Source organism: Arthrobacter sp. 7Tela_A1 (genome assembly GCF_049311065.1).
Classification (GTDB): domain Bacteria; phylum Actinomycetota; class Actinomycetes; order Actinomycetales; family Micrococcaceae; genus Arthrobacter_B.
Window position 1 is genome coordinate 48,839 of sequence record NZ_JAXIOO010000015.1, and the last position, 12,675, is coordinate 61,513.

A 12,675-nucleotide genomic window follows, 5' to 3' on the forward strand; every position below is an offset into this window, starting at 1 on the left:
CATGTCCATCACCATCGACCAGGCGTGGCTGGAAGCGGTGATGCTCGCCGGTGTGCGGATGGTGGCGTTCCTCATCATCGCCCCGCCGTTTTCCTACAACGCCTTCCCGGGCCGCGTCAAAGCGATGCTGGCCATCGGCCTTGCCCTTGCCGTGGCGCCCCAGGTTTCCGAAGGATATGTAAACCTCGGCACCGCCGCCTACATCACCAGCCTGGTGCTGGAATTCGTGGTCGGCGCCGTCCTGGGCTTCCTGGTGCTGCTGGTTTTCTCCGCAGTGCAGTCCGCCGGCCAGCTGATCGACCTTTTTGGCGGCTTTTCCCTGGCCCAGGGCTTCGATCCGCAGTCCATGGTCAACGGCGCCCAGTTCACCCGGATGTTCCAGATCACGGCGCTGGCCCTGCTGTTTGCCTCAGACGGTTATCAGCTGATCATCATGGGACTTTCCCGCAGTTTCACGGCCTTGCCGCTGGCGGGCGGGATCGACCTCGCGGACCCGGCGCAGGCGATGATCTCCGGCGTGAGCAACATGTTCGTTGCCGCTGTCCAGATCGCCGGACCGCTGCTGGTGGTCCTTTTCCTGGCCGACGCCGGACTGGGCCTGCTCACGCGTGTGGCCCCGGCGCTGAATGCCTTCGCGCTGGGCTTCCCGCTCAAGATTTTGCTGACGCTGACCCTGATCTCGGTGGTTTTCCTCGCCCTGCCCCGCGTTGTTTCGGTGCTGGTCCAGGAAATCGTGCGCACGCTGGCGGGGGTGGGATAGATGCCGGAACAGGACTCCGGAGAGCGGTCAGAAGCCGCCACCCCGAAACGGATGAAGGAGGTCCGGGACAAGGGCCAGCTGTCCCGCTCGGATGACCTCACTGCCTGGGTGGGCGTGGGCGCAGCCGCGGTCATGATGCCCACGACCATCAGCCGGGGCGCTGACAAAGGCGCAGAAACACTGATGCGGGTGGATGCAATTACCGGGAATCCCGATCCGCTGGCAGCACTGCGGATGTTCCAGGACTCCCTCGGTGGACTGGTCTATATTATGGGGCCGCTGCTGTCCGTCGTCGTTGCCGCAGTCCTGGCCACGGCAGCGCTGCAGGGCGGTATCCACTTCAAGAAGTTCAAGGGCAAGTACGAACAGTTCGACCTGGTCAAGGGCATGAAACGGGTCTTCGGCGGCCAGGCGATCTGGAACGGCGTCAAAGCGCTCCTGAAGACCGCCGTCGTCGGCCTTGTCCTCTATGCGGTCATCCAGAACCTGATGCCCGTCCTGATGACCGCCGGCGGCATGTCGATTACCGCCCTGCTGGCTGAAGCCGGCGGGGGAGTGGCCACGCTGCTGCAGTTCGCGGTTGCGGCCGGGCTCGCGCTGGCGGGAGCGGACATCCTCATGGTGATGCGGCGGAACCGGAAACGGACCCGGATGACCAAAAAAGAGGTTAAGGACGAAAACAAGAACACCGACGGCGACCCGCTGATCAAGTCCCAGCGCCGTTCACGCCAGCTGGCCATGAGCCGGAACCGCATGATGGCCGCCGTAGGCGATTCCGACGTCGTGCTCCTGAACCCCACCCACGTTGCCGTGGCCCTGAAATACGAACCGGGCAAGTCCGCGCCCCGGGTCGTGGCCAAGGGCGCCGGAAATATTGCCGCCCGCATCCGTGAAGAAGCCGAAGCCAAGGGAGTCCCCATGGTGCGCGATATTCCCCTCGCCCGAGCCCTGCACTCCGCCTGTGAAATCGGCCAGGAAATTCCGGTGGAACTGTACAACGCCGTGGCCCGCGTCCTGGCCTTCGTCATGGCACTGAAGAACCGCGGCGCCGCCGCCGGGGTGCACACCATGGCCCCCGACCCCTCAGCTACTGTCCCCGCTCCCGCCCCACAACACCGTAAGGCAGCACCGTGAACCGCAACCTCCTGAAGCTCACCATCCCCGTGGGCGTGATCGGAATTATCCTGCTGCTGGTGGTCCCCGTGCCCGCCGGCCTGCTGGACGTGCTGATCATCATCAACATCCTGCTGGCACTGGTGATCCTGCTGACCACCATGTTCGTGAAGAAGCCCCTGGACTTCTCCGTGTTCCCCTCCATGCTGCTGGTCGCAACGCTGTTCCGGCTGGGCCTGAACGTTGCCTCCACCCGCCTGGTGCTGGGCGACGGGTACGCCGGGCAGGTCATTGAAGCCTTCGGGCATGTGGCGGTGGGCGGTTCCCTGATCATCGGCGCGGTGATCTTCCTGATCCTGGTGGTGATCCAGTTCGTGGTGGTCACCAAGGGCGCCGAGCGTGTGGCAGAAGTCGGCGCACGCTTCACCCTGGACGCCATGCCGGGCAAGCAGATGGCAATCGACGCCGATCTGAACGCCGGTCTTATTACGGACATCCAGGCCCGTGAGCGCCGGGCCGAGGTTTCCGCGGAAGCCGACTTCTACGGCGCCATGGACGGTGCCTCCAAGTTCGTGAAGGGCGATGCGATCGCCGGCCTGATCATCATCATCATCAACGTCATAGGCGGCATCGCGATCGGCATGCTGCAGCGCGGCATGTCCGCCGGCGAAGCAATCGACACCTACACGCTGCTGACCATCGGCGACGGCCTCGTCACGCAGATCCCGGCCCTGCTCATGGCAGTCTCCACGGGCATGATCGTGACCCGGTCCAACGCCGAGTCGGACATGGCTTCCACAGCCTCGGCGGAACTCAGCCAGTCCCGCAACGCCCTGATGATTGCCGGAGCGGCGGCGATCGTCATGGCCCTGATTCCCGGCATGCCCAAGATTCCCTTCATTGTGATTGGCGCCCTCCTGATCTTTGCCAGCCAGCGGGTTAAGGCGCGGCAGGCTGCCGAAGAAGCGGCCGCGGCGGATCCGGTCGCACAGCTCACCGGTGCACCTGCCTCGGACACCACCGAGGACCTCATCGAGCAGATGCGTGTCCACGCCCTGGAAGTGATGCTCTCCCCGGACCTCGTCGGCATCGTCACCGGAGGCTCGGATGACCTGCTGGCCCGCGTGCGGGCGCTGCGGCGCAAGATCGCCCTGGAACTCGGCGTCGTGGTTCCCCCGGTGCGCACCCGGGACAGCGTGGACCTTCCGGCCTCCACCTATGTGATCAGGATTGCCGGCGTCGAAGCAGGCCGGGGAGAAGCGCCCGCAGGCAAGGTGCTGGCCCTGGGCGACTTCCTGGACGGCCTGCCGGGCGTTGCCACCGTGGAACCGGTGTTCGGCCTGGCCGGAAAATGGGTGCCGGCGGAGATGCGGCATGCGGCGGAAATGGCAGGGGCCACCGTGATCGACCGCGTCTCGGTGCTGGTTACGCACCTCTCGGCGATCATCACCGCGAACGCCGCACGCCTGCTCACCCGTGAAGATGTCCGCGTGCTCACCGAAGGGGTCAAGCAGGTCAACCCGTCAGCCGTGGATGAGTTGATCCCGAACGTGCTCTCGCTGGCCGAGGTCCAGCGGGTGCTGCAGGGCCTGCTGGCCGAACAGATCCCCATCAACGACCTGCCCCGCATCTACGAGTCGCTGCTGCTGAAAGCAAAGTCCTCGCCGGAACCCGAAGGGCTGATCGAAGCGGCGCGGCAGGCGCTCGGACCGGCGCTGGCCGCCCAGTACATTAACTCAGGCGTGCTGCGCGTGATCATGATCGATCCGTCGCTGGAACAGTCGATGCTGGAGAACCTGCGCCCTTCCGACCAGGGGACGCAGATCCTTCTGGATCCCACCCGTATCGAAAACATTATTGCGTCACTTAAGACTACTGTTGCCACTGTGGAGAACGCCGGACACAGTGCCGTGCTGGTCTGCGCTCCGGCGCTTCGGCCGGCTATCCGGCGCCTCGTGTCGGCGCAGGCCAACGGACTGCCCGTGCTGTCCTACCAGGAAGCCACCGCAGCCAACGTCAATATTGAAACAGTAGGAGTGCTCCGTGGAACCGAGACGATTTCAGCTTGAGGGTCCTTCCCTTGATGCGCTGAAGGCGAAGATCCTTGCGGAACACGGTCCGCGGGCCCGGATCATCGCCGCCGAAAAGGTCACGGTGGGCGGTATCGGCGGGTTCCTGGCCCGCCAGCACTACGAGGTCACCGTGGAACTGCCGCCGCGCGGACGCCGGGCTGCTCCTGTGGAGGCCGACCTGCCCAGCAGGGCGGGCATCGGAGCGCTGCTGGCGAGTGCCGAAGAGGCGGAGAGCGACTTCCGTCCACTGTCTCCGCCGCTGCCGGGCCTCTCCACGGGAACCAATGCCTTTGCCGAACTGATCGCGGACCTCTCGCAGAATACCGGCGCGCCGGCCCGGGCGCCGGAGCCGCCGCGGACCCCGGAGCCCGTCCCGCTGCCCGCGCCGGTGTCGTTTCCGCAGCTGTTCCCGGAAACCCCTGAGCCGGGGCAGCCTGCCCGCGCCGGCACCCAGGAGGTGCCGACACCCCTGGAAGGGGCAGGAGACCTCGTCATCGTGGTGGGGCTGGGACAGGACGCCATGCTGGTCTGCGAGTCGATGGCCGCGGCCGCCGGTTTTAGCGCCCAGGCGCTGCGGGCAGCAGGCACGGTCGACGGCCCGGGCGTGGGCCGCGCCGGTGACCGGAGGGCCGTCGCGACAGCACGGGCGGCCGGAGTCCTGGCCGGTCATCCCATTTTCCTGGCTTACGGGATAGGCCGCGGCGTCAGCGAGATCGCACGCCACACTACGCTCATTGCAGCTCTCGCACCGGACCAGCTCTGGGTTGCCGTAGACGCCGGACGCAAACCCGAAGACACCGCTGCCTGGGTGAATGCCGTTCGGACCGCCTGCGCGGTCGACGCGGTTGCCGTCGAAGGACTTGAAGGGACCGCCACCCCGCAGAGCGTCAACGTCCTGGGTCTGCCCGTCGGCTGGGTCGACGGGGCAGCCGCCCAGGCATCAGTGTTGTAATTGTTTCCTTGCGGAACGCCGGACAAGGCCAATGCCCGGCGTGGTTGGGATAGAGTGAATAAATGCTCGTGCTAACGCGGAAATCAGGAGAACAGATCCTGATTGGTGATGACATTGTCATTACTGTGCTCGATTCCCGCGGTGACGGAGTCCGCATTGGCATTGACGCCCCGCGCGGAGTGAAAATCCAGCGCCACGAAGTGGTGCGTGCCGTTGAAGAAGCGAATGTCGCGGCCACCGCCGAAATCCCCGACGCCGAAGAGCGCATCAAGGCGCTCCTCAGCATCCGCCGGCCCGACGCCGACAAATAATCCCCTTCGAAGCGTGCACAGCTCTGGCGTGCACGCTTCCATCCCTTAAATGCCAAACCCCGGCACTCATTGGGGTAAGTGCCGGGGTGGCGAGCCAGTACCGTCCGCGGACGGGCGGCCGGTACAGCACATGCAACTGTGCGGCTCGTCTTGTGCAGTATTTTTCGAAGGGATACTGCAGTTCCTTCCAGGGGAAGCCGTTCTAGCTGCCTGCGCGCACCTTGGTGCCGAAGAGGCGCAGCGTCCGGCGTGCCGGGGCTTCCATCTTGCGGCCGGAGCCGGCAACGTGGCGCTGTGCCTGACCCTTGTCAACCCGGGTGCCGTAGTAGTCCTGCAGGACACGGCGCTCATGGGTGGAGCAGCGGACGCCCGGGTAACGGTAGCCGCGGATAACCCAGTAACCGGTCTTGTCTGTGGGGCGGGTGTCGCTCGCCCATTCGGGGACAAGGCGGCGGTTGCACTCACCGCAGAGCGCGGCAATGTGGGAGTCCCGCTGAACATCTGTGTACCGCTTTACCAAAACCTCGGTGCCGGCGTTCCATGCGTTCACGTTGTCCCCCCAATGTCTTTGCGATCCCTGCGGACCATGTGCCGTATTGCTTGATTGATATGACGATATAGAGCCACACCCCGGAAAACGCTCAAGTTCAGCACGCCCCAGGCGCAATGTTTCCTGAAGAATCCCTTGAGCGAATCTTGAGCCAACACTGCGCTTGGCCGCAGGCAGCAAAAAGGGGCGGCCACCGGGGAAGTGGGCCGCCCCTTTTTACGTTCCAGCAGGCTGGGGATTTGGCCTAGAAGGGGTAGGACGCAATTTCCGGGCGCATGGTGAGCCACTGGATTTCCGTGAAGGATTCCATGTTGGCTGCGGCGCCGCCAACGCGTCCGCCGTTGCCGGAGTCCTTGACGCCGCCGAACGGCGCGTTGGATTCGTCACTGACGGTTTGTTCATTGATGTGGACCTTGCCGGATTCCACGCGGTCGGCGATTTTCATGGCCATGCCGACGTCGCCGAGGATGGACAGGGACAGCCCGTACTCGCTGGCGTTCGCCAGTTCGACGGCTTCATCCACGGTGCTGAACTTCATGACCGGCGCCACGGGGCCGAAGATTTCCTGTGCCCAGGCCGGGTTGTCCGGAGCCACGTCCGCCAGCACGGTGGGCCGGTAGAACAGGTTGTCGCTGGTTCCGCCGGCGAGCAGGCGGGCACCTGCCGCCACGGAGTCCTGGACAATGCCGTCAATCTTCTTGAGCTGGTTCTCGTCGATGATCGGCCCAAGGGCCACCTGTCCGCTGGCCGGATCACCGACCGGCAGGTTGGACGCCTTCTCGGCGAGGGCCGCAACGTACGCGTCGTAGATATCCTCGTGGACAATGTGGCGGCCCGTGGTCATGCAGATCTGGCCCTGGTGCAGGAAGGAACCGAAAGCGGCGGCGGAGGCAGCCTTGGCCACATCCGCGCCGGGCAGCACGATCATGGCGTTGTTCCCGCCCAGTTCAAGATGCGCGCGCTTGAGCAGGCGTCCGGCGGATTCCGCGATCTTGCGCCCGGCCGCCGTGGATCCGGTGAAAGCGATGACACGGACTTCGGGAGCCTGGACGACGGCAGCACCGATCTCCGCTCCACCCGGAAGCAGCGAGAGCAGGCCCGCCGGGAGTCCGGCCTCTTCAAAGATGCGCATCAGGGCCACGCCGCCGCACACGGCGGTGCGGGGGTCCGGCTTCAGCAGGACGGCATTGCCCAGCGCCAGGGCCGGGGCAACGGCCCGGATGGAGAGGATCAGCGGGAAGTTGAACGGGGCAATGACGGACACGACGCCGGCTGGCCGGCGCCGGGCCATTGACCAGCGCCGTTCGTTGGTCGTCAGTACCTCGCCCGCGGGGAGTGCAGGGAGCGCCGACGCGTCGTAGCACTCGTTCGCGGCGCTGTGCGTTTCCAACCCGGCCTTGGTGGGAATGCTGCCCGATTCGCGGGTAATCCAGATGCCGATTTCTTCGGCGTGCTCCTCCCAGAGCAGGCCTGCCCGGCGCAGGACGGCGGCGCGCTCTTCAGGCTTGCGCGCTGCCCATTCCCGCTGCGCCGCAGCGGCAATGCGTGCGGCTTCTTGAACGTCTTCCACCGAGGCCACGCCGTAGCTGCCCAGCGTGTTGCCGGTCGCGGGTTCGAGGGCGCCGGCTGAACCGGCGCCGCCCTTTCGCCAACCGTTTACATAAATGTTGTCTGTCCAGATCGACGGGTCGAGCAATGCCATGGGATTCCTAGCTGTGGGTTTGGTGCCTAGGCCAGAATTATCCCAGAAGCGTCCGAGTCAGGGCGCATCGTTCTTCGCCGGGCGGGGATCCCTGTGCCGCCGCCGGGCGGCCTGCCGAAGCAGGCGGGCCAGGCCGGCAAGGCCAAAAACCAGAGGCATCAGCGCGATGATCCCGGCTACGGGATCACTGACGAACAGCAGGATGCTGATGCCGAAAAACACGTGGAGTCCGTACCCCGCGGCCTGCACGGGCCCGGAACGTTTCTTGAATGCCGCGGCGACGGTCCTGATGGTGGCTCCCCGGAAAGAACAGCAGATGATGGTGCAGAGAAGCCCCCGGAGACCGTGGTTTCCGGGGGCTTCTCTTAGTGAGCCTCCTGCCAGAATCGAACTGGCGACCTTCTCATTACGAGTGAGACGCTCTACCAACTGAGCTAAGGAGGCAAGCTTCATCTGTCCGTCAACGGCCAGAATCCACAAGGAACAACTTTATACGGCGGGAGCACCCGGGTCAAAACGCCGGGGTCCGCCTCCCGGGCTAGGAGCAGACCAGGCCGTCCTGGGGGACCGTCCCGTCAATGAAGTAGTCATCCACGGCATCGGCAATGCACTGGTTGCCCCGTCCGTACGCGGTGTGTCCTTCGGCCTCCCAGGTCACCAGCACTGCTGAGTCCAGCTGGCTGGCCAGTGCCTGGGACCATTCATAAGGAGTCGCCGGGTCGCCCGTGGTGCCGAGGACAACGATCGGGGCCGCGCCGTCGGCGGTGATCCGGTGCGGTTCGCCGGTGGGCCCGTGCGGCCAGGCTTCGCAGGTCAGCCCGCCGTAGGCGAGGAAACGTCCGAGCGTGGGGGAGGCAGCCTCCAGTTCGGCGGCGTCGAGGTCCATCTGGGCGCGGTCAATTTCCATGGGGTAGTCCAGGCAGTTCACGGCGCTGAACACTTCGACGGAGTTGGACGCGTACGTGCCGTCCTCCTCACGCTCGGCGCCCAGGTCAGCCAGCATCAGCATCGTCGTCGGATCGCCCCGCAGTGCTGAAGAGAGCCCCTGCGTCAGCGCCGGCCAGTTGGCGTCGTTGTAGAGAGGAAGGATGAATCCGCTGACAAAGGTGGAGGCCGTGACGGTGCGGCCGTCCGCGGCAGTCATCGGGCTCGCTTCAACGGAAGCGATCAGGTCCCGGATCGTTTCCACGGCGTCGTCGGCAGTGCCGCTGAGCGGGCAGTTCGACGAGGTCAGGCAGTCTTCGACGTAGGCGCGGATGGCCTTCTCAAAGGCGCGGGCCTGTCCCAGGGTGATCTCCTCGTTGCTGGCGGAGGGGTCGATTCCGCCGTCGAGCACCATCCGTCCCACTGTTTCCGGGAACAGCTCAGCGTAAGTGGCGCCCAGGAAGGTGCCGTAGGAGAATCCGAGGTAATTCAGTTTCGAATCCCCGGCGACAGCCCGCAGGATGTCCATGTCCCGTGCGGCGCTGGCTGTGTCGACGAAGCCCAGCAGATCCCCGGATTCCTCGGCACACTGCGCCGCGTAGTCCGCCGCATTGGCCCGGGCTTCCTCGAACCCGGCATCAGTCGACGGATCAAACGCCTCGTTGCGGGAGGCATCCAGTTCTTCATCCGTGAGGCAGTCCACCGGAGTGGAACGCCCGACACCGCGCGGATCGAAGCCGAGAACGTTGTAGTCATCGCGCAGCCGGCTGGTCGTCACGCCTTCGAGCGATTCGAGCACCGTGTCATATCCCGAGCCGCCTGGCCCGCCGGGATTTATCAGGATGGTACCTTCAGCGGTTCCGCCTGCCTCGGCGAGGATCACCTCGAGTTCGATGCTGCTGTCCCCGGGATTCGCATAGTCCAGGGGGACTTCGACGGAGGCGCAGAGGAAGGAGTCCTCACAGGATTCCCAGACAACTTCCTGGCTGTAATAGGACTCGAGCTCCCCGGGAACGTCCCCGATGACTTCCGGTGCCGCGGACTGGGTTCCCCGCTCCGGCCCTGCGGACTCACCGGGAACACAGGCCACGAGCGAAGCGAGCACGACGGCGGCGGATCCCGCTGCCGCGGCGCGGCGCAGGCTGCGGGCAGGCAAGGCCCTGGGACGGCGTCGTGCTGGGGTCATTGGTGCGGCTCCTGGGTCCTGGGCGGGTCTGGTGCGGAAAATGCGGGTTAAAGCAGGCTGACGGCCATCGCTTCGATGGCGAGCAGCGGGGCGACGTTGGTGGTGACCAGCCGCCGCCGGACCTCGTTGATCTCCTCCATGCGGGCCAGGATCACTTCGGGCGTGGACCGTGAGGCAAAGTCCTCCAGCTCCGGGCGAAGCGACTCATTCACCAGGTCCGTGCCCGAGTTGAGGGACAGCACCAGGGCGTCGCGGTAGAAGGAGAGCAGGTCTGTGAGGGCCCGGTCGAAATAGTCGTTCTTGGAACGCTTGGCACGCCGGACCTGGTCCTCTTCGAGGCGTTTGACCTGGCTGCGCATCGACGGAGGCAGGGTCCCGGTCTCCGGCGCGCCGAGGGAGGCGAGCAAGGCGGCCTTCTCTTCGGCGTCGCGCTGCTCAAAGGAGCTGGAGGCCTCTGCTTCCGCGAGCGCCACCAGGTCCGCAGCAGCTTTCATCGCTCCGGAGACACTGCGCAGGGACAGCGGCAGGCGAACGATCTTCTCGCGCCGGGCCCGGGCACCCTCATCGGTGGCCAGGCGCTTGGCAATGCCAATGTGGCTCTGCGCTGCCCGTGCAGCTCCCCTGGCGACGTCCGGATCGATGCCGTCACGGCGCACCAGCAGCTCGGCGACGTCGTCCACCGGAGGCAGCCGCAGGCCCACGGGGCGGCAGCGGGAGCGGATGGTCACCAGCACGTCACCGGGACTCGGCGCGCAGAGCAGCCAGACGGTCCGCGGCGGCGGCTCTTCAATCGCTTTGAGCAGGACGTTCGTGCTGCGTTCCTGCATGCGGTCCGCATCTTCGACGATCATCACCCGCCATCGGCCGGTGGACGGCTTGTCCTGGGCCTTCTTCACCAGCTCGCGGGCCTCGTCGATGCTGATGGTGACCTTTTCCGTGGTCACGGAAGAGACGTCAGCATGTGAGCCGGCCAGCGCCGTGCGGCAGGCCCGGCATTCGCCGCAGCCGCGCTCGGCGGGGTCGGGCTGATCACACAACAGTGCTGCAGCGAAGGCACGGGCGGCGTTGGACCGCCCGGAACCGGGCGGCCCGGTGAAAAGCCACGCGTGGGTCGGCTGGCTCTCGGCGGCGGCTCGGCGCAGCTGCCCGACGACGGGTGCCTGGCCCTGGAGGTCATCCCATACGGTCATGGCAGCAGGGCACCGATCCGGGCGAGAATCCGGGCAGCCAGTTCGGCAACGGGCGCCCTGGCATCGAGCACCAGGTAGCGTTCCGGAGACGCTTCGGCCAGGTCCAGGAAGGCGGCACGGATGCTGCCGTGGAATTCATCCGGCTCGGACTCCAGCCGATCCTCGGCGCCGGCGGAGGCTGTCCGGCGGGTCCGGCCCGATTCGGGGTCAACATCCAGGAGCACCGTGACATCCGGGACCAGGCCTTCGGTCGCCCATTCGTTGACCTGGCGGACCGGGCCCGTGCCCAGGGCGCGTCCTGCGCCCTGGTAGGCCACGGAGGAATCAATGTAGCGATCGCAGACCACGATGTCGCCGCGTTCCAGGGCAGGCCGGATCACCTGCTGGACGTGTGCGGCGCGGGAAGCGGCAAAGATGAGGGCTTCGGTGCGCGGGTCGATCTCGCCGTGCCCGTGTTCCAGGACGAGCGCCCGCAGCTTTTCCCCGACGGGTGTCCCTCCGGGTTCACGCGTGCGGACCACCGTGCGGCCGGCATCCTGCAGTGCCTGGGTGAGCAAAGTCGCCTGCGTTGACTTGCCGGCGCCGTCGCCGCCTTCGAACGCGATGAAGAGTCCAGCGGAAGGTTCAGAATTACTCACCCGCCTAGCCTACCCAGTCAGGCTGGGAACCGGCTGCGGGGGTAACGCGCCCTCTGTGTCCGAACGTGACAGGCCGCGCCGAAACACTCGGCGTCCGCGCTCTGCGCCGGTTTAGGCTAAGAGCCATGAGCACAACCACCGGTCCCCGGCACGCCTCCGGACTGTCCCCCGAAACCACTGTCGTCTCCGCCGGCCGTCCCGAGCGGACCGCGGATTCAGCAGTCAATCCGCCGATTGTCCTGACATCCACGTTCCTGGGCACGAGGGCAACCCGGGAGGGGGACCGGGTGTACGGCCGGTACTCAAATCCCACCTGGGATCCCTTCGAGGAAGCCCTGGGCACCCTGGAGAACTCCGACCTGCCCGCCTTGGTCTACTCCTCCGGACTCGCAGCCGTGATCGCAGCGATGTCCCTGCTGCCGACCGGCGGAACCCTGGTGATGCCCCGGCACACCTATCAGGGTTCGCTCGTGCTCGCGGCCGGTGAGGCACAAAACGGGCGGATCACCATCCGGACCGTGGACATTGCCAATACCGAAGAAGTGGTCTCCGCCCTCGAGGGTGCAGGCATGCTCTGGATTGAGAGCCCCACCAACCCCATGCTCGAGGTAGCGGACATCCGTGCGCTCGCGGATGCCGCCCATGCCGCCGGCGCGCTGGTGATAGCCGACAACACGTTCTCGACGCCCCTGGTGACCCGGCCCCTGGACCTGGGTGCCGACGTCGTCGTCCATTCCGTGACGAAGTATCTTTCCGGCCATTCCGACGTCGTGCTCGGCGCCGCTGTCACCTCGGATCCGGAACTGCGTGCACGCCTGTTGACGTACCGGTCCCTGCACGGCGCGGTGGGCGGACCCTTTGAAGTCTGGCTGGCCCTGCGCGGGCTGCGCACGCTGGCGCTGCGGGTAGAGCGCTCGATGGCTACCGCCATGGAACTGGCCCTTCGGCTGCAGGACCATCCGGGCGTTGAAGCAGTCCGCTATCCCGGGCTTCCCGGCGATCCCGGGCATTTGCGGGCCGCGGAACAGATGGACGGCTTCGGTTCCATCGTGTGCATTGAAGTGGCGGGAGGCGCCGAAGCGGCCGACGCCGTCACGGAGAAGACCGGAATCTGGCTGCCGGCGACCTCGCTGGGCGGAGTGGAGTCACTGATCGAACGCCGGCGCCGCCAGCCCGCAGAACCCGTCTCCGTTCCGGAGAACCTGCTGCGGCTGTCGGTCGGAATCGAGAACGTCGAGGACCTGTGGAGGGACCTCGATGAGGCGCTTCCGCGGTAG

At 66.1% G+C, this 12,675-nt stretch carries 12 protein-coding genes and 1 tRNA gene; 6 read left to right on the forward strand and 7 right to left on the reverse strand.

The features are described from left to right. Position 1: 1 nt before the first annotated feature. The 5 genes from TVB01_RS08470 to csrA all read left to right on the forward strand — a co-directional run bounded on the left by TVB01_RS08470 (position 2) and on the right by csrA (position 5,208). The gene (locus tag TVB01_RS08470; protein WP_422455460.1) at positions 2 to 760 is read left to right on the forward strand and encodes a flagellar biosynthetic protein FliR; all 759 of its coding nucleotides are present in this window, start codon (positions 2 to 4) and stop codon (positions 758 to 760) included. Then, on the forward strand, positions 761 to 1,894 hold the full coding sequence (locus TVB01_RS08475; RefSeq protein ID WP_422455461.1) for an EscU/YscU/HrcU family type III secretion system export apparatus switch protein: 1,134 nt from the start codon (positions 761 to 763) through the stop codon (positions 1,892 to 1,894). After that, a complete protein-coding gene (locus TVB01_RS08480; RefSeq protein ID WP_422455462.1) occupies positions 1,891 to 3,942 on the forward strand; it encodes a flagellar biosynthesis protein FlhA in 2,052 nt (683 codons plus the stop codon). The genes TVB01_RS08475 and TVB01_RS08480 overlap by 4 nt, the downstream gene beginning before the upstream one ends. Continuing rightward, positions 3,917 to 4,897 carry a hypothetical protein gene (locus TVB01_RS08485; RefSeq protein ID WP_422455463.1) on the forward strand — a complete coding sequence of 327 codons (981 nt, stop codon included), beginning with the start codon at positions 3,917 to 3,919 and terminating at the stop codon, positions 4,895 to 4,897. Before TVB01_RS08480 ends, TVB01_RS08485 begins: the two co-directional genes overlap by 26 nt. Before the next feature lie 62 nt (positions 4,898 to 4,959). Next, positions 4,960 to 5,208, forward strand: a complete 249-nt coding sequence (gene csrA / locus TVB01_RS08490) for a carbon storage regulator CsrA (RefSeq protein ID WP_422455464.1) — start codon at positions 4,960 to 4,962, stop codon at positions 5,206 to 5,208. A gap of 202 nt (positions 5,209 to 5,410) precedes the next feature. On the opposite strand, the gene TVB01_RS08495 is transcribed toward csrA, so the two are convergent. From TVB01_RS08495 to tmk, 7 genes are all read right to left on the reverse strand, one after another. Beyond that, on the reverse strand, positions 5,411 to 5,758 hold the full coding sequence (locus tag TVB01_RS08495; RefSeq protein WP_422455465.1) for a hypothetical protein: 348 nt from the start codon (positions 5,756 to 5,758) through the stop codon (positions 5,411 to 5,413). Positions 5,759 to 6,002: 244 nt separating this feature from the next. Beyond that, positions 6,003 to 7,460 carry a benzaldehyde dehydrogenase gene (locus TVB01_RS08500; protein ID WP_422455466.1) on the reverse strand — a complete coding sequence of 486 codons (1,458 nt, stop codon included), beginning with the start codon at positions 7,458 to 7,460 and terminating at the stop codon, positions 6,003 to 6,005. A gap of 57 nt (positions 7,461 to 7,517) precedes the next feature. Continuing rightward, complete coding sequence (locus TVB01_RS08505) at positions 7,518 to 7,709, reverse strand: hypothetical protein (protein WP_422455467.1); 192 nt, start codon at positions 7,707 to 7,709, stop codon at positions 7,518 to 7,520. A 122-nt stretch (positions 7,710 to 7,831) separates the two neighbouring features. Next, positions 7,832 to 7,904, reverse strand: a tRNA-Thr gene (locus TVB01_RS08510). A 94-nt stretch (positions 7,905 to 7,998) separates the two neighbouring features. Further along, positions 7,999 to 9,570 (reverse strand): alpha/beta hydrolase, encoded by a 1,572-nt coding sequence (locus TVB01_RS08515; protein WP_422455468.1) that lies wholly within the window; start codon positions 9,568 to 9,570, stop codon positions 7,999 to 8,001. Between the two features lie 47 nt (positions 9,571 to 9,617). After that, positions 9,618 to 10,760, reverse strand: coding sequence for a DNA polymerase III subunit delta' (locus TVB01_RS08520; RefSeq protein WP_422455469.1), 1,143 nt, complete (start codon positions 10,758 to 10,760; stop codon positions 9,618 to 9,620). Beyond that, positions 10,757 to 11,398, reverse strand: coding sequence for a dTMP kinase (gene tmk / locus TVB01_RS08525; RefSeq protein ID WP_422455470.1), 642 nt, complete (start codon positions 11,396 to 11,398; stop codon positions 10,757 to 10,759). The genes TVB01_RS08520 and tmk overlap by 4 nt, the downstream gene beginning before the upstream one ends. A 125-nt stretch (positions 11,399 to 11,523) precedes the next feature. On the opposite strand from tmk, the gene TVB01_RS08530 reads away from it, so the two are divergent. Beyond that, entirely contained in the window at positions 11,524 to 12,675 is a 1,152-nt protein-coding gene (locus tag TVB01_RS08530) for a trans-sulfuration enzyme family protein (RefSeq protein ID WP_422455471.1), read from the forward strand.